This window comes from uncultured Arthrobacter sp., from assembly GCF_947495145.1.
Lineage (GTDB): Bacteria > Actinomycetota > Actinomycetes > Actinomycetales > Micrococcaceae > Arthrobacter_D.
In genome coordinates, this window is the sequence record NZ_CANLXP010000001.1 from 1 (window position 1) to 17,103 (window position 17,103).

The following is a 17,103-nucleotide window of genomic DNA, read 5'->3' on the forward strand; positions in this document are numbered from 1 at the left end:
ATCGGGTACTTCCGCTGTGCTGCCATGAAATCATCCTCCGGGTAATCGATGTCTCCATCAAACCCGGTGCGGTTCACTTCACCATCACGGCGTGGAAAGATTGGCGAGGTGACCGACTCCAAGCCATCCTCCTCCGAACCGCCCACTGCAGAGGACGGCCTCAGCGCCGCCGAACTGCTCGCCCGCCGACTCGACCGGCCGATGGGCGTGCTCGGACTGGTCTTCCTCTTCGTGGTCCTGGGCCAGCTCCTGGCAACCAACCCGACACTGGTCCTTGCCCTCAGCATCGCCGGCTGGGTCTTCTGGGCGGTGTTTGTCGCCGAGTTCCTTCTGCGTGCCTACATCGCTGGGTGCAGCAAGGCGTTCTGGAAGAAGAACTGGTGGCAGGTGATCTTCCTGCTCGTGCCGTTCCTCCGGTTCTTCCGCGCGCTGCAGGCGGTACGTCTTCTGCGTCTGACACGAGTGGCGCGGGTGGGCGGAATCCTCTCTGCCGGTATCCGGGGATCGCGGTCGGCAGGTCGGCTGCTCTCCAGCCGCATTGGCTGGATGGCGGCGGTGACCGCCGTCGTTATTCTCGCGACGAGCCAGCTGTTTTATGCGACCGGAACCCATACCAGCTATGGCCAGGCTCTCTTCGAAACTGCGATGGCCACCATCACCGGCAGCGGTATCACGCCACAGACCGGCTTCGCCCGCGTCATGCAGGTTGTGCTCGCAATCTACTCGATCGGCGTCTTCGCTACCCTGGCGGGTTCGCTGGGCGCATTCTTCCTTCGCGAGGACGACCGGCGGCGCACCGATCCGCACGGCGCGACCGCGGCCGAGACGACGCCGGCTACGCAGCGCAACTAAAGTTGAGTCCTATGACCCCACGCCGTGTTGCTCTCTGCTTTCTGTTCCGGCAAACTCCCGCCGGCCGCGAAGTGCTGCTCGGCATGAAGCGCTCCGGTTTCGGTACGGGCCGGATTGTTGCCCTCGGCGGCGGCATCGAACCGGGAGAATCCGCAGGAGAAGCTGCTGCACGTGAAGTCCGGGAAGAATCAGGCATGCTGGTTGACGTCGGGGACCTTGTGGAACTGGGCCCGGTGCGGTGGCGTTTCCCGGTGAAGCCCGTGCTTGATATGGACGCGATTGTCTTCTCCACCGACCGCTTTCATGGCGAACCGGCCGTCACGGATGAGATCGACCCCTGCTGGTATCCAGTGGAGCAGGTGCCCTGGGACGGGATGTGGGACGACGCCAGGCACTGGCTCGGTCACGTGCTTCGCAGCCAGCCGCTGGACGTGACCGTCACCCTCAATACCGACAACGAGACCGTGCGGACTGCGGACTTCGCCTAGCCCACTACAGCCCGCCGTGGGCCGTCCACGGCAGCCAGAATCACTTCGGCGAGCTCTTGGGGCCGTGTGAACTGCGGCCAGTGCCCGGTTGGTAGATCGACGTACTCCACGTCTCTCATCCGGCTGAGCTCCGCCACGTACGGATGGCCCTGGGCAACCCACTCCTGCAACTGGGCCGACGGGAACTCACACGCGATGACGGTGGCCGGCACGTCGTAGCGCTGCTCGTTGCCAAGCTCTTGAGGATCAGCGGCGACACCGCGCGGCTGAGGGATGGCCCGCCGACGGAAGTCAGCCCGCAGGTCATCGTCCAGATCGACGAGATCCTCCTCATCGAACATCTCCCACGGCGGCAGCGGTATCCCGTCACCTTCCGCGGGAAGCTCGTCGTTGATCACGCCGCCTTCGCCGAGGGGGCCGCTGTCCACATAGATAGCCCGCGCAACACGATCCGGGCGGGCGTCGGCCACGCCGTGGATGATTGCACCGCCGCCGGAGTGCCCCACAAGCACCACCGGATCAGCCAGACCATCCACTACAGAGACGACGGCGTCAATGTGGGTTTGCAGACCGATGCCGGCCCGCGGTGCATCCGCACCTTCCAATCCGGGAAGAGTCAACGGATGGACGCGGTGGCCGGCAGCGCTGAGCGGCGGTGTGACCTCGGACCACGACGAAGCATCCAACCAAAAACCGGGAACCAGGATGATGTCCATGCCTCGGAACCCTACCCGTTCATCGGTTTCGGGTGAACGGTTGAAACGGACATTCAGGACAGATTCGGTCCGCGGCTCAGGAGAGGTGGCGTTCCTCCGGGCCGTTGTACGCGGCCAGCGGCCGGATCAGCGAGTTTGCCGCACGCTGCTCCATTATGTGTGCAGTCCAGCCGGTGATACGAGCGGCGATGAAGAGCGGGGTGAACATCTCGGTGTCGAAGCCCATGAGGTGGTAGACGGGACCGCCCGGGTAGTCGAGGTTCGGCTTGATTCCCTTGGCCTCCTGCATGGCCGTCTCAAGCCCCTCGTACAGCCCGAGGATTTCCGGCCGTCCGTAATGCTTGATCATGCCATCGAGGGCCGCTTTCATGGTGGGCACCCGTGAGTCACCGTTCTTGTAGACGCGGTGCCCGAAGCCCATGATCTTCTTCTTTTGGGCGAGGGCATCATTCATCCACGCCCTGGCACGCGCCGTTGCCTCCTCGGCGGTCTCCTCTTCGCGGATGCCGATCTCCTCGAAGGTATGCATGACGGCCTCGTTTGCACCGCCGTGCAGCGGACCCTTGAGCGCTCCGATTGCTCCGGTGACCGCGGAGTGCAGGTCAGCCAGCGTGGAGGTGATGACGCGCGCGGTGAAGGTCGAGGCGTTGAAGGAGTGTTCTGCGTACAGGATCATCGAGGTATTGAAGGCCTCCACCACCTCCGGCGCGGCCTCCTCACCGAAAGTCATCCACAGGAAGTTGGCCGAGTAGTCCAGATCATTCCGGGGTTCTACCGGTTCCAGCCCGCGGCGGCGCCGCTGGTCATACGCGACGACGGCGGGGAAGGCAGCGAACAGCTCCACCGCTTTCTCAAGCTCGGCTTCCGGTGACGAATCCCCGGCTTTCGGGTGGTTTGCGCCGATGACCGAGACAGCGGTGCGGCCGACATCCATCGGGTGGCAGCTGAGCGGCAGCAGGTCGATCGCTGCCTTCACATTGGCTGCGAGGGCGCGGGACGAGCGTTCGCGCGTGCGGAATTCACGTGCCTCCGACTCGGTGGGGAGCTCGCCGTGCCACAACAGCCAGGCAACGTCCTCGAAACCCACTGCAGCAGCCAGCTCCTGGACAGGGTAGCCGCGGTAGAGCAGCGAGTTGGTGTCGGGGTTGACCTTCGAGATTGCGGTGGTGTCTGCGGTGACGCCGGCGAGGCCCTTGTAGATCTGAGGTTCGGTCATGCCTTTGACTCCTTCGTCGGTGGTGGTTCGTCGGGTGCCGTTTCGGGCCGGGTGCCGGGATCGGTTCAGTGTTCGCCGGGCACCCGGAAGTTGAACACTGAGGTGTCGAACTGGTTATACGCTTCGTAGTCGACCAGCTCATAAAGTCGCGCGCGCGTCTGCATGGATGTAACGGCGCCCTGTTGGGTGCCGTCGGCCTTGATCGTTTCCAGCGTACGCTCCGCCGCCCCCATCGCACTACGCAGCAGCGTTACGGGGTAGATCACCATGTTGACGCCGACGGATTCGAGGTCGGCGATGGAGAAAAGCTCGCTCTTCCCGAACTCGGTCATGTTCGCCAGGATCGGCACCCCGACGGCCTTGCGGATGGCATCGAACTCCGACAGGTCCCTCATGGCTTCCGGGAAAATGGCGTCCGCACCGGCGTCGACCAGCGCTTTCGCCCGGTCCTGGGCGGCATCGAGGGAGTCCGTACCGCGGATGTCCGTCCTCGCCATGATCAGAAAATTCCGGTCCCGTCGTGCATCGGCAGCTGCCCGGATGCGTTTGGTGGCAGTGTCCGTGTCAACCACGTTCTTGCCGTCGAGATGACCGCAGCGTTTCGGGTTGAATTGATCTTCTATGTGGCAGCCGGCCAAGCCTGCGTTTTCGAGCTCCTGGACCGTCCTCGCGACGTTCATGGGTTCACCGAAGCCCGTGTCGGCGTCAACCAGCGCCGGTAAATCCGTCATGCGGGCTATCTGGCCGGCGCGCGTGGCAACTTCGGTCAGTGTTGTGAGCCCGATATCGGGCAACCCGAGGTCGTTGGCGAGGACAGCTCCGGAGATATAGACGCCGTCGAACGCCTTGTCTTCGATCAGGCGGGCAGACAGCGGATTGAACGCCCCCGGGAACTGTTGGATGCGGCCTGAGGCCAAGCCTGCGCGAAGTGCCTCGCGCTTCTTTTCGGGTGTGATGGCCGAATACAACATCTAGAACAGCCCCTTCGGTGCTTCTGCGGAAAGGACGCCGACGGCGGCAGCCAGGTTCAGCTGGTCAAGCTCGCCCGAGGCGAGGTGAGGGAGCCGCTGGACGGCATCGAGGAACCGGTCCACCTCTGCGTCCTCCACTACGCCAGCAGCCAAGGTGCGCAACTTGCCGATGTACTGCTCGCGGGCGAACGGGCGCGCTCCCAATGGGTGGGCGTCAGCGACGGCAATCTCATCCGTAATGACGGTTCCGTCGGTGAGGGTGATTTCTACTCGACCGCCGAACGCCTTCTCGTTGATGTCCAGGGAGTGATAGCGGCGCGTCCATTCGGCGTCCTCAACCGTGGTGACTTTGTGCCAGAGCTGAACGGTGTCGGCGCGCGAAGCGCGTTCCGGCGTATAGGAGTCGACGTGGTGCCAGCGCCCGTCCTGCAGTGCGACGGTGAAAATGTACGGGATCGAGTGGTCGAGCGTCTCACGGGACGCCGTTGGATCGTACTTCTGCGGGTCATTCGCACCCGAGCCGATCACGTAATGCGTGTGGTGCGAGGTGTGGATCCGGACGGACTCAACCTTCCCAGGATCGGTTACTTCAGGGTGGGCGCCATGCAGTCGGCGCGCCAGATCGATCCACGCCTGCGCCTGGTACTCGGCCGAGTGCTCCTTGGTGTACGTGTCCAGGATGGCGCGCTTCGGCTCATCAGCGTGCGGCAGCGGTACTTCGTACCTCGCGTCCGGGCCGTCGAGCATCCACGCGATCACGCCGTCCTCACCCTCGTAGATCGGCGTGGGGGAGGTCTGTCCCCGCATAGCCCGGTCCACGGCTTCGACGGCCATCTTGCCAGCGAAGGCCGGTGCGTGTGCCTTCCACGTCGAGATCTCACCCTTGCGTGACTGGCGGGTTGCCGTCGTCGTATGCAGCGCCTGCCCTATCGCCTGGAAGATCGTCTCGACATCGAGGCTGAGCAGGGTGCCGATCCCGGCGGCTGCGGACGGACCGAGGTGTGCAACGTGGTCGATCTTGTGCTTGTGCAGGCAGATAGCCTTCACCAGGTCCACCTGGATCTCGTATCCGGTGGCGATGCCGCGCAGCAGGTCAGCGCCTGTTGCCCCTGTGTGCTGCGCGACGGCGAGAATCGGCGGGATGTTGTCTCCTGGATGGGAGTAGTCGGCGGCGAGGAAGGTGTCGTGATAATCCAGCTCGCGGACGGCGACTCCGTTGGCCCAGGCGGCCCACTCGGGCGAGGATTTTCCGTCGATCCCGAAGATCGTTGCACCGCGTCCGTTGACTGAGACGGGGTGGCTCAGCGCCTGGGCACGGGCGGCCACGATGGGCGCGCGGGAAAGGGACGCGACGGCAACCGAGGCGTTGTCGATGATGCGGTTGATCACCATGTCGGTCACGTCACCGTCGACTCCGACGGGATCGGCGGCCACCTCGGCGATTTTCCACGCGAGCTGACCGGTTCGAGGCAGGTTTTCCTCGCTGCGGTGCACTCGGACGGGGTGTAGTTCAACCATTGGGTACTTCCTCTCGGGTAATTCTCGCGTTGCTGTTTGCTCGGGCAGCCAACAGGTACTGCAGGCTGTTGTGAAGGTGAACCTTGGTGGACGCAACGGCCAGGTCAGCGTTGGCCTGCGCGATGGACCGGGCTATCTGCGCATGCTCGGCGGCCGATGCCGTCAGGCGCGCCACGTCATCCTGGGCCAACCGGCGCACCCGGCTCAGGTGCGTGCGCAACTGCCGCTGGGCTTGAAGGAGGTATGGGTTCGCGGCGGCTTCGTCGATTGCTGCGTCCAGTTCGGCGACCAGTTCGTAGTACTCGTGTTGGCAGCCGTCGGACTCCCGAATCAGCGAGGACGCCGATTCAAAACGGCGGGTCAATTGCTGGAAGGTCCGCTGGTCCGGATGCGCCGCAGCGAGGGCGGCAGCCGTGCAGTCGAGCGAGATGCGCACATCGAACAATCCGGTGATCTTCTCGAGCGTCACCTCACTGACGATGACGCCGCGCCCGGGCTGCGGGGCCGTCAGCCCTTCAGCGGTCAACCGTGAAAGGGCTTCGCGCAGGGGTGTTCGGGAGATACCGAGCCGGGCTGACTGTTCGACTTCACCGAGTACCGTGCCCGGCCCCAACCGCCATTCGATGATGTCAGCGCGCAAAGCCTGATAGGCGCGGTCACTTGCCCGCATCCGCCTGCTCCCTCGCTTTTCGCACCATCCCAATGTATACAGAACCGGACCTTCGGGCAATGTTCCGGCTCCTTGGAGCGTCTTCTGTATACAAACAACGACGACGGCGGTACCTGGCCAGGTGCCCCCGTCGTCATTTCGGATGTGGCTCGCTCAGGCCTGCTGCGGGTACTTCTCCTGCACCGCAGCCCAATCGCCGGTCTCGGCAATCGGGTCCATCCAAAGCACCTCCCACGAGTGACCGTCCGGATCCGAGAAGGTACGGGACCGCATGAAGCCGTAGTCCTGCGGGTTACCCTCGGTGGCTCCGGCGGCCAGCGCCTGGTCGACGAGCTGGTCAATCTCCTCGGGCGAGTCCACGCTGATCGCGTTCAGAACCGCCGACGTGGTCGAGGTGTCGGCGATCTGCTTGTCAGTGAACTGCTTGTAGTGATCGTGGGTCAGCAGCATGACGTAAATCGTGTCGCTGATGACGATCGAGCCGGCGTTGTCGTCGCTGAACGCCGGGTTCAGGGTCCATCCAAAGCTGGTGTAGAAATCCTTGGACTTTTGCAGGTCCTTGACGGGAAGGTTGATGAAGACGCTGGTCACGGTGCTCTCCTTCTAGCGGGTTTTCAGCGGCAGGAAATGCTCGCATACCCAGTAGACGTGGCAACTGCCCGAGAATCATCGGTTCCAAAGGAAAGATGGTGAAAATTTTCGGCTAACTTGGCGCCGCAACCAACCGGGCCGCCGGTACGCTTTTGTGCCATGCACTCCGCAATGGAAACGGAACGGACGGACCAGTCCAACGAGGTGACGGCGCAGGGTCTCGAAGCGTACCGACGGGAGCTGACCGGCTACTGCTACCGAATGCTGGGTTCCGGATCCGAAGCGGAGGATGCGGTCCAGGAAACAATGATCAAGGCCTGGAACGGCCGCCGGGACTTCAACAGACGGTCCTCAGCCCGGACCTGGCTGTACAAGATCGCGCACAACGTCTGCATCGACATGCTCCGCAGCCCGCAGCGGCGTGCGCGGCCGATGGAACTGGGGCCGGCGACGCCGACCTCCGAAGCAGTACTCGGGGCGCCGCTTCCCGAGAACGCGTTTGTGCAACCCATCGCGGATAGCAAGGTCATCGACCTCACCGCAGACCCTGCCGACGTCGCGCTCGCGAGGGAATCCATTCGGCTTGCCTTCGTGGCGGCTCTGCAGCACTTGCCGCCTCTGCAGCGCTCCGTCCTCATCCTCTGCGAAGTGCTCGCGTGGAAGGCGAGCGAAGCCGCCGCGCTGCTGGAACAGACCGTGGCAGCTGTGAACAGCGCGCTGCAGCGGGCGCGGAAGACGCTTGCCGCACGTAGGGAACCGGCGCTCATGTCCACCATGGACAGCAGGCATACCGCTCTTCTTGAGCAGTACGTCGAAGCGTTCGAAAGCTACAACATCGACCGGCTGGTCTCGCTGCTGCGCCAGGACGTTGTCCTCTCGATGCCGCCGTTCAACCTCTGGCTAACCGGCCCGGACAACTGCGCGGCGTGGTTTCTGGGCCAGGGGATCGTGTGCAAGGACAGCCGCCTTATCCCGGTGATGGTGAACGGAACAGCCGGCTTCGGCGCGTACCACTCGGTGGCGCCCGGGGTATGGGAGCCGTTCGCCATCCAGGTCATCGAAACTCGGGATGGCCGCATCGTAGGGCATCACAACTTCCTCTACCCGGAGCTCTTCAACGCCTTCGGTCTCCCGGACAGGGTTGACGAACGGTAAGTCCCGTTAACGGTTCCAGGTGTACTCGAGCTCAGGCCGACCGCGCGTGCCATAGCGGGGCATCCGGCGGGCTGAGCCGCTGTCCGCGAGGTGCTCCAGGTACCGCCGTGCGGTGACCCGGGACAGTTCCAGCGAAGACGCAACCTCCACCGCCGAGACCGGTGCCGGTGCGGCAGACAGGAACGAAACGACGGCGCGAAGTGTCTCCTCGGACAGACCCTTCGGCAAACTACCCTGCGAAGGCGGACGAAGGGCAGCGAAAGCGTTGTCCACCTCCGATTGGGTTGTGGAGGAGGCCTGCGCATGCAGGTTTTCACGAAAATGCCGGTAGTTGTTCATCTTCTCGCTGAACGCCGAGTAGGTGAACGGCTTGATCAGGTACTGCACAATGCCGGACGAGATCGCGGAGCGGACCACACCCAGTTCCCGGACCGCCGTAATGGCAATGATGTCCACGCTGCTGCCCGAACCGCGGATCCTGCGGATGATGTCCAGGCCGTGCAGGTCGGGCAGGTTCATGTCGAGCAATACCAGATCGACGACGCCGCCTCCTGAATCCGACTGCCGGCGCAGTATGGAGAGCGCATCGGATCCGGTGCCGGCAATGCCGGCGAGTTCGAACCCGTCGAGGCGCTTCACATACAGCGCGTGCGCTTCGGCGGCGATGGGGTCATCCTCCACCACCAGTACCCGGATGGGCCGGTTGCCCGATTCATCAGCCACGGAAGGTCTCCCCGTGCGCTCGCAGGCCGTCAATGTGCGCGTCTTCCGGTGAGGACGGACCTGCCGGGAGGCGTACGGTGAAGCGCGCGCCGCCGTCGTTGGCGACGGCGATGGTGCCGCCAAGGCGGTGCACTGCCTGACGGACCAGTGCCAGCCCGAGGCCGCGGGTGCCTGCTGCGCCCTTTGAGCTGGTGCCCAGGGTGAAGACACTGCCAAGCTGTGTGTCGCTCAGCCCTGGTCCGCTGTCGCTGACCTCGATGACAACGGCGTCGCCGTTGTCGCTCGCCGGGTGAATGGACAGACCGACGTGTCGATCCGCAGAGGGGACAGCGGCGTCGAACGCGTTGTCCAGCAGGTTCCCGATGATCGTGACGAGATCCCTCGGATCCATACCGCGGGTCTCGAGAGTGCCGGCTACATCGATCTGCAGGTGCAGCCCGCGTTCATGGGCCTGCGCCGCCTTACCGATCAGGAGCGCCGTAATGAACGGTTCATCGATGGCCGCCACTACCTCATCGGTGAGTTGCTGCGACTGCTGGAGGTCACGGGTTGCGAATTCAAGCGCTTCGGAGCGGCGGTCGAGTTCGATCAGGGACACGATTGTGTGCAGCCGGTTAGCATGCTCGTGCGTCTGTGCCCGCAGCGCTTCGGTCAGCGTACGCATGGTCTGGACTTCATCCGAGAGTGCCTCGAGTTCCGTGTGGTCGCGGATCGTGGTTACCGTGCCCAAGGCTTTGGTGCCCGACGCCGGTATGGCTGGCTCCTGATTGACCACCAGTACGCGATCATCCGTGACATGGATCTCGTCGACTGCCCGGCGGCCGCCTGCCAACAGCTCCCTGACGGAGGGGGAGAGACCGACGTCGGAAGCCGGCTTCGGCTCGCCCGGCGCCGACGGCGGGAGATTGAGCAGCGCTGCTGCCTGGTCGTTGTACAGCACAAGGTCGCCCCGGAGGTTGGTCAGCACAAGACCGTCACGCACAGAGTGCAGCACCGAGTCGTAGAACACGAACATCCGGGAGAGCTCCTCCGTGCCCAGGCCGAGTGTCGCCCGGCGGAGGTGGCGGCTCAGCACCAGGGAAACAATCGTGCCTGCCGTAAGTGCACCGGCAGCGATGAGCCAGACGAGCGGCAGCTGCGCATTGCGGGCAATGGATACCGTATCAACGGTGACGCCGGCCGAGACCAGGGCTGTAACGTCGTCGTCCGCTGTAAACACCGGCACGATTGCACGTACCGACGGCCCCAGCGTCCCGGTGAACACCTCCACGTGCGGTTCCCCGGCGAGGGCGCGCTCAGTTGAGCCGATGTACTGGCCACCGATCTCGCTGGTGTTCCGATGCGTATACCGCGTGCGGTCGGTGTCCATGATCGTCACGAAATCGACCCCGAGCTCATCCATCACTTCCGCCGCATAGGGCTGCAGCAGTGCGGTGGGGTCGGGCGACTGGACTGCTTCAAGGACATAGGGATCGTTCGCGAAAGTCGTGGCGACCGCGAGCATGCGCTGGGAAGCGGAGTCGAAGGTGTTGTCCTCGGCATCCAGATAGAGCACCCAGGAGATGGTGGAGGTCAGCGCGAGGACGAAAACCAGCTGGCCGACGAAGAACTGGCGTGCCAGACTCCAATTCCTCACTCGTCCCGCGCTCCTTTCGCCTATGGCAACGTCCTGTTCTTCAGCGGTATTACTTTCCTGCCCGAACCGGCGAACAGTATGAACGCAATGGTGACCGACATCACTGTAACGCCCACGATGGATAGGAACCCGCCATTGGGCCGCCTACCAGCATAAGGAGTAAACAGCATGGCGAAGATGCCTGCACAGTCTGCCGCTTCGGTCGACAAGCCCCGCAAGAGAGTGGACAGGACCCACTTCCTCTACATTGCGGTCATCGCCGCCGTCATCGTCGGCGCTGTCCTGGGTCTCCTTGCGCCGGAGGTGGCCAAGTCCCTCAAGCCGCTCGGCACTGCGTTCATCGGGCTGATCAAGATGATGATCGCCCCGATCATTTTCTGCACCATCGTGCTCGGCATCGGTTCCATCGCGAAGGCCGCCACGGTAGGCAAGGTCGGAGGGCTGGCGCTCGGGTACTTCATGCTCATGTCCACGTTCGCGCTGGGCATCGGCCTGGTCGTGGGAAACATCGTCAAGCCCGGTTCCGGACTCGACATCTCCGGTGCAACCTATGAGGCTGACAGCGAGAAATCCGAAGGCACCGTTGACTTCCTGCTCGGCATCATCCCGGACACACTGCTGTCCTCGCTGACCGGCACCAGCATCCTCCAGACCCTGTTCGTCGCCCTGCTGGTCGGCTTCGCCCTCCAGAAGATGGGAACCGCAGGCAAGCCGATCCTCCGCGGCATCGGCCACATCCAGGCGCTCGTCTTCCGCATCCTCATCATGATCATGTGGCTGGCTCCGGTGGGAGCGTTCGGTGCTATCGCCGCCGTCGTCGGTGAGACCGGCGTTCAGGCGATCGTGAGCATGTTCACCCTGATGGCCGCGTTCTACGTCACCTGCATCGTCTTCATCGTCGTGATCCTTGGTGGGCTTCTTAAGATCGTCACCGGCATCAACATCTTCAAGCTGATGAAGTACCTGGGCCGCGAATACCTGCTGATCTTCTCGACCTCGTCCTCCGAGGCAGCCCTGCCCCGTTTGATCGCGAAGATGGAGCACCTGGGTGTCTCCAAGCCGGTTGTCGGCGTCACGGTTCCCACCGGTTACTCGTTCAACCTCGACGGCACCGCGATCTACCTGACCATGGCATCGCTCTTCGTCGCGTCCGCCCTCGGCACTCCGCTGGCGCTCGGTGAGCAGATCTCGCTGCTGATCTTCATGATCATCGCGTCCAAGGGCGCTGCCGGTGTCACCGGCGCAGGCCTGGCCACCCTGGCCGGCGGCCTGCAGTCGCACCGCCCCGACCTGGTGGACGGCGTCGGCCTCATCGTCGGCATCGACCGATTCATGTCCGAAGCACGTGCGCTGACCAACTTCACCGGCAACGCCGTCGCCACCGTGCTGATCGGCACCTGGACCAAGGAAATCGAGCGGGGCCAGGTGGACGAGGTGCTTGCCGGTCGACTGCCCTTTGATGAGTCGACCATGACCGCCGGTCACTTCGAGGATGCCAAAGCAGACACCGCCGAGGACGGCGCAGAGACCAAGACCGACATCGCCGAAGCCCACATCACCGGCCGCGAAGAGGAAAGGGTCGGCGCCACCCGCTGATTCCCCACGTTGAGTTGGCAGGACACGCCCCTTATGCACCATCAAAAGGGGCGTGTCTTGCCATTTCAACGCCCGGGGGAGTCAACGTTGAAGCTCAGGTTGAGACTAAAGGCTCGCGGTCCGGCTACCGGGTATTTCCACTGATCAACAGGGCAGCGGTTGTAACGTTGGGAAGCAAGCGAGCAGTAACTTGTTACTGGACAAGCACTAGACGGAAGCGTGGATAGATACGTGAGTAGCGAACAGGGTTCCACAACTCTGAAGGACGCAACCGACTCAGAGATCGGCCCCACCGGACGCCCGGTCACGGAGTTTCCCGAACCGCCGGTGCTGGCCTCCCACGGGCCGGCACGCGTCATCGCCATGGTGAACCAGAAGGGCGGCGTAGGCAAGACCACGTCCACCATCAACCTGGGTGCCGCGCTCGCCGAAGCCGGCCGCCGCGTCCTCCTCGTTGACTTCGATCCGCAGGGCGCACTTTCAGCGGGCCTCGGAACCAATCCCCACGAGCTCGACGTCACCGTCTACAACGTCCTGATGGACCGCAAAGTCAATATCGAGGACGCCATCCAGCACACCGGCGTCGAGAATATCGACCTCCTGCCCGCCAACATCGACCTTTCGGCGGCTGAGGTGCAGCTGGTCAACGAGGTGGCCCGTGAGCAGGTGCTGGACCGCGCCCTTCGCAAGGTCGAGGACAACTACGACGTCATCCTCATCGACTGCCAGCCCTCGCTTGGTCTGCTGACAGTCAACGCGCTGACCGCCGCGCACGGCGTGATCATTCCGCTGATCTGCGAGTTCTTCGCGCTCCGGGCTGTTGCGCTCCTGGTCGAAACCATTGAGAAAGTGCAGGACCGCCTCAATCCGCGCCTGCAGGTGGACGGCGTGCTGGCGACCATGTATGACGCGCGGACCCTCCACAGCCGCGAAGTCATCGCCCGCCTCGTCGAAGCCTTCGGCGACAAGGTCTTCGAGACAGTCATCAAGCGCACCATCAAATTCGCTGACGCCACTGTCGCGGCTGAGCCCATCACCACCTACGCCGGCAACCACTCCGGAGCGGATGCCTACCGCAACCTCGCCCGGGAACTTATCTCCCGCGGCGGCGCGCCCTAGCAGGCATCTCGCCTGATGGCGCAGGACGCTCACGACGACGGCGGCGCCCACCTTCCGCTGCCGGAGCCCGAAAAAGCGGGACGGTTCGAAGTTCGGCTCGAGAACTTCAACGGCCCCTTCGACCTGCTGCTGAGCCTCATTTCCAAGCACGAACTGAACATCACCGAAATTGCGCTGGCCAAAGTCACAGATGAGTTCATCGCGTACATCCGTGCCTTCAGCGCTGCCGGCGACAGCTTCTCCCTGGACGAGGCGAGTGAGTTCCTGGTCATCGCCGCAACCCTGCTGGACTTGAAGGCTGCCCGCCTGCTGCCCTCGGGTGACGTGGAGGACGAGGAAGATATCGCCCTGCTCGAGGCCCGCGACCTTCTTTTCGCCCGCTTGCTGCAGTACAAGGCGTTCAAGGAAATAGCCCGCCAGCTGGATGAACGGCTCTCCGAGGAGAGCGCACGGTTCCCCCGGGAGGTCGCGCTGGAACCCCAGTTTGCCGCAATCATGCCGGAGCTCACGTGGCGGATGTCGCCGGCGGACTTCGCCGCGATCGCCGCGAAAGCGTTGGAACCCAGGGAACCGGCGCCCACGGAAGTCGGGATCGGCCACCTGCACGCTCCGGCGGTCAGTGTGCGGGAACAGGCGGACATTATCGGACACCGGCTGCAGGAACAGGGCGTCCTGTCCTTCCGGCAACTCACGGCTGATGCGGATTCACTCGTCGTCGTGGTCGCCCGCTTCCTGGCCCTGCTTGAGATGTTCCGTGACATGGTCATCACCATGGAGCAGGCTGCGCCGTTGGGTGAGCTGACCGTCCGATGGTCAGCGGGCGAACGAGAATGGACTGCCGACAGCATCAGCGAGGAATACGACGCGGCGCACGAAGGCGAGGAGCTGCCGGCTCCCGCCGGCAGCGTAGAAGGAGGTGCCCGTGGGCGAGCGAACTGAGAAGATGCACGGAAGTTTCAACGCTGCAGCGGAGGCGGCACCGGCTCCCGACGTCCCGTCAATACCCGGGGGAGTGCAGGCAGCCGTCGAGGCCGTGCTTCTTGTCGTCGAGGAACCGGTGACCGAGATGCAGTTGGCAGCTGCGCTGGAGGTCCCTCTCGATCAGGTGCAGGAAGCACTGGCGGAACTGAAGGCCGAGTATGACGGCTATACTGGTCAGGGCCCGGAAACCGGACCAACCCGGCTTAGGGGCATCGAGCTCCGAAATGTAGCCGGCGGCTGGCGGTTCTTTACGCGCAGCGAGTTCGCCGCCGTCGTCGGACGGTTTGTCCTTGACGGTCAGAGCGCGCGGCTTTCACAGGCAGCTCTGGAAACACTCGCCGTCATCGCTTATCGGCAGCCGGTTGCGCGTTCGCGGGTGTCGGCCATCCGCGGAGTGAATGTGGACTCGGTGGTCCGCACCCTCGTTCAACGTGGACTCATCGCCGATGTAGCCACAGATCCCGAGACCGGCGCAGTGCTCTACGGAACAACACCGCTTTTTCTGGAAAGATTGGGCATTGGCACCGTTGCCGACCTGCCCAGGCTTTCGCCCCACCTGCCCGGACTGGAAAACCTGCAGGACTTCGACGACACCACGTACTGACGTACAACAGCTAAGGACTATCAATGACACAGGCGCCCCGCTCCGGATCCGGAAGGAACCGCGACGGCCGTAACCCTGCTCCCGACTCTGGGGGTAGGTCCCGAAGAGATGCCGGTGACGCAAAGCCTGCCCGCGGAGGCAGGGGATACGACGGCGCCAAGGGCACGGACGGTCCCAGGAGCGCCGGCGCTCCTAAGGGCGCGGGTGCTCCTAGGGGCGCGGGTGCTCCTAGGGGCGCGGGTGCTCCCAAGGGAGCCGGCAAAGGTGCTCCCAAGGCTCCCCGCAGCGGCCAGAAGGGCGGATCCGCGGGCGCGGCACCCTTCGGCAAAGAGCGGTTCGGCCGTAACCTCGGCCCCGTGCACCGGCCCCGCCGCCCGAAGGCTCCACCCGTTGACCGGCTGGACGTGCACAATCCTGAAGGCGTCCGTCTGCAGAAGATCATGGCGTCTGCGGGCGTCGCATCGCGCCGGGTGTGCGAGGACATGATTCGTGACGGCCGCGTGGAGGTCGACGGCACAATAGTGACTGACCTTGGCGTGCGCGTCGACGCATCAACCGCAGCGATCCATGTCGACGGAATTCGTCTCCAGCTCAACGAGACCATGATGTACTACGCGTTCAACAAGCCCAAGGGAGTCGTCTCCACTATGGAGGACCCGGAGGGCCGGCCGTGCATCAGCGACTTCCTGAAGAACCGCAAGGGTGAGCGCCTCTTCCACATCGGCCGCCTGGATGTTGCCACTGAGGGTCTGCTGCTGCTGACCAACGACGGCGAACTCACCAACCGCCTCACCCACCCGTCCTTCGAGGTGCCCAAGACCTACCTCGTACAGGTGCGCGGGCCGATGGCCCAGGGCATCGGTGCGCAGATGAAGGAGGGCATCGAACTGGAGGACGGCATCGCCAGGGTCGATTCCTTCAAACTCGTAGATTCCACTCCCGGCCACGTACTCGTGGAGGTTGTCCTTCACTCCGGCCGCAACCGCGTCGTCCGCCGGTTGTTCGACGCCATCGGACACCCCGTCGAGCGCCTGGTTCGCACCCAATTCGGTCCCATCCGCGTTGGTGACCAGCGCCAGGGGAGCATCCGCGTTCTCGGCCGTCAGGAAGTTGGGCACCTCCTGGCCGCTGTGGAGATGTAGTCCATGACCGTAACCAACGGCGGCACGCACCTGTCCGGGCCCGTGCTCATAGTCGGCACCGGCCTGCTCGGAACGAGCATCGGCCTTGGTTTGCGCGCCCGGGGAATCGACGTCGTCCTTTCCGACATCTCCCCGTCCACGCAGGCTGTGGCACAGGACATCGGCGCCGGCAGGTCCCTCGACCCGGCCGATTCCGCCTTCGCTCCGGAACTCGTGGTCGTCGCGGCTCCGCCTGATGTCACCGCCGGGTTGGTCCTTGAGTCGCTGGCAACCTACCCTGCCGCCGTCGTCGTAGATATTGCAAGCGTCAAGGACGCCGTGCTGAAGTCGGTTTCGGAAACAGCGCACGACGCCGCCCTTCCGCGTTACGTGGGTACCCACCCGATGGCGGGGCGCGAGAAGTCCGGGCCGGTGGCGGCCCGCGGAGAGCTGTTCACCTCCATGCCCTGGGTGATCTGCGCATCCGAGCACAGCGCTCCGGAAGCGGTACGCATTGCGGAGGCGCTGGCGATCGATCTCGGGGCAGTCGTGTCGCGAATGTCGGCAGAGGAGCATGACCAGTCCGTTGCAGTCATCTCGCACCTGCCTCAGGTACTGTCATCCCTGCTGGCGAGCCGGTTGCAGGACACACCTGCGCATGCGCTTTCCCTCGCGGGGAACGGCCTGCGGGACGTAACGCGCATCGCCGCGAGCGATCCGCGGTTGTGGGTTCAGATCCTGTCCGCGAATGCCGGTCGGCTCGTGGAAATTCTCTACGGCGTCCGTGAAGACCTCAACCGCCTGATCGGGACGCTTGAGAACCCGCTGGGGGAGGGCGCACGCCTGGACATGGCGCAGCTGATGGCCGAGGGGAATATCGGGCAGGCACGTATTCCCGGGAAGCACGGCACACCGCCGGAGGCATTCGCGAGGCTCACTGTCCTGGTCGACGACGTCCCCGGACAAATTGCCCGGTTGCTCACGGAAATCGGAGACACCGGAATCAACCTGGAGGACCTGAGGCTGGAGCATTCGCCCGAACGCCAGGTGGGCATGGCTGAAATTTCGGTGCTGCCGGGCAAACGGCACGAGCTCACTGATTTCCTCACGACACGCGGATGGAAGGTGGTCCAGTGACTCACTCAG

17 protein-coding genes are annotated in these 17,103 nt (G+C 64.0%); 9 read left to right on the forward strand and 8 right to left on the reverse strand.

The annotated features are described in order from the left end of the window. Nucleotides 1-108 precede the first annotated feature (108 nt). Entirely contained in the window at nucleotides 109-852 is a 744-nt protein-coding gene (locus Q0877_RS00005) for a hypothetical protein (RefSeq protein WP_299164927.1), read from the forward strand. Between the two features lie 11 nt (nucleotides 853-863). Continuing rightward, a complete protein-coding gene (locus Q0877_RS00010) occupies nucleotides 864-1,340 on the forward strand; it encodes an 8-oxo-dGTP diphosphatase (RefSeq protein WP_299164928.1) in 477 nt (158 codons plus the stop codon). Here the strand turns inward: Q0877_RS00010 and Q0877_RS00015 are convergent. The 6 genes from Q0877_RS00015 to Q0877_RS00040 form a co-directional block, all read right to left on the reverse strand. Next, a complete protein-coding gene (locus Q0877_RS00015) occupies nucleotides 1,337-2,056 on the reverse strand; it encodes an alpha/beta fold hydrolase (RefSeq protein WP_299164929.1) in 720 nt (239 codons plus the stop codon). The genes Q0877_RS00010 and Q0877_RS00015 overlap by 4 nt on opposite strands. A gap of 76 nt (nucleotides 2,057-2,132) precedes the next feature. Then, a complete protein-coding gene (locus Q0877_RS00020; RefSeq protein ID WP_299164930.1) occupies nucleotides 2,133-3,272 on the reverse strand; it encodes a bifunctional 2-methylcitrate synthase/citrate synthase in 1,140 nt (379 codons plus the stop codon). Between the two features lie 65 nt (nucleotides 3,273-3,337). After that, entirely contained in the window at nucleotides 3,338-4,243 is a 906-nt protein-coding gene (prpB, locus tag Q0877_RS00025) for a methylisocitrate lyase (RefSeq protein WP_299164932.1), read from the reverse strand. Next, entirely contained in the window at nucleotides 4,244-5,761 is a 1,518-nt protein-coding gene (locus Q0877_RS00030; RefSeq protein ID WP_299164933.1) for an MmgE/PrpD family protein, read from the reverse strand. Further along, nucleotides 5,754-6,431 carry a GntR family transcriptional regulator gene (locus Q0877_RS00035; protein ID WP_299164934.1) on the reverse strand — a complete coding sequence of 226 codons (678 nt, stop codon included), beginning with the start codon at nucleotides 6,429-6,431 and terminating at the stop codon, nucleotides 5,754-5,756. Before Q0877_RS00035 ends, Q0877_RS00030 begins: the two co-directional genes overlap by 8 nt. Before the next feature lie 153 nt (nucleotides 6,432-6,584). Continuing rightward, on the reverse strand, nucleotides 6,585-7,022 hold the full coding sequence (locus tag Q0877_RS00040; RefSeq protein WP_299164935.1) for a VOC family protein: 438 nt from the start codon (nucleotides 7,020-7,022) through the stop codon (nucleotides 6,585-6,587). Between the two features lie 159 nt (nucleotides 7,023-7,181). Here Q0877_RS00040 and Q0877_RS00045 point away from each other — a divergent pair, with 159 nt between their 5' ends. Further along, nucleotides 7,182-8,177, forward strand: a complete 996-nt coding sequence (locus tag Q0877_RS00045) for a sigma-70 family RNA polymerase sigma factor (RefSeq protein ID WP_299164936.1) — start codon at nucleotides 7,182-7,184, stop codon at nucleotides 8,175-8,177. A 6-nt stretch (nucleotides 8,178-8,183) separates the two neighbouring features. On the opposite strand, the gene Q0877_RS00050 is transcribed toward Q0877_RS00045, so the two are convergent. Next, the gene (locus Q0877_RS00050; RefSeq protein ID WP_299164937.1) at nucleotides 8,184-8,900 is read right to left on the reverse strand and encodes a response regulator; all 717 of its coding nucleotides are present in this window, start codon (nucleotides 8,898-8,900) and stop codon (nucleotides 8,184-8,186) included. After that, complete coding sequence (locus tag Q0877_RS00055) at nucleotides 8,893-10,536, reverse strand: sensor histidine kinase (RefSeq protein WP_299164938.1); 1,644 nt, start codon at nucleotides 10,534-10,536, stop codon at nucleotides 8,893-8,895. Before Q0877_RS00055 ends, Q0877_RS00050 begins: the two co-directional genes overlap by 8 nt. A 177-nt stretch (nucleotides 10,537-10,713) precedes the next feature. Between Q0877_RS00055 and Q0877_RS00060 the strand changes: the two genes are divergently transcribed. From Q0877_RS00060 to Q0877_RS00085, 6 genes are all read left to right on the forward strand, one after another. After that, nucleotides 10,714-12,132: a cation:dicarboxylate symporter family transporter gene (locus tag Q0877_RS00060; RefSeq protein WP_299165244.1), complete on the forward strand. Its 1,419-nt coding sequence runs from the start codon at nucleotides 10,714-10,716 to the stop codon at nucleotides 12,130-12,132. 231 nt (nucleotides 12,133-12,363) lie between these two features. After that, on the forward strand, nucleotides 12,364-13,251 hold the full coding sequence (locus Q0877_RS00065; protein WP_204535418.1) for a ParA family protein: 888 nt from the start codon (nucleotides 12,364-12,366) through the stop codon (nucleotides 13,249-13,251). 15 nt (nucleotides 13,252-13,266) lie between these two features. Further along, complete coding sequence (locus Q0877_RS00070; protein ID WP_299164939.1) at nucleotides 13,267-14,190, forward strand: ScpA family protein; 924 nt, start codon at nucleotides 13,267-13,269, stop codon at nucleotides 14,188-14,190. Nucleotides 14,191-14,194: 4 nt separating this feature from the next. Further along, nucleotides 14,195-14,836, forward strand: coding sequence for an SMC-Scp complex subunit ScpB (gene scpB / locus Q0877_RS00075; protein WP_299165245.1), 642 nt, complete (start codon nucleotides 14,195-14,197; stop codon nucleotides 14,834-14,836). Nucleotides 14,837-14,859: 23 nt separating this feature from the next. Next, a complete protein-coding gene (locus Q0877_RS00080) occupies nucleotides 14,860-15,978 on the forward strand; it encodes a pseudouridine synthase (protein ID WP_299164940.1) in 1,119 nt (372 codons plus the stop codon). A gap of 3 nt (nucleotides 15,979-15,981) precedes the next feature. Then, entirely contained in the window at nucleotides 15,982-17,094 is a 1,113-nt protein-coding gene (locus Q0877_RS00085; RefSeq protein WP_299164941.1) for a prephenate dehydrogenase, read from the forward strand. Nucleotides 17,095-17,103 lie beyond the last annotated feature (9 nt).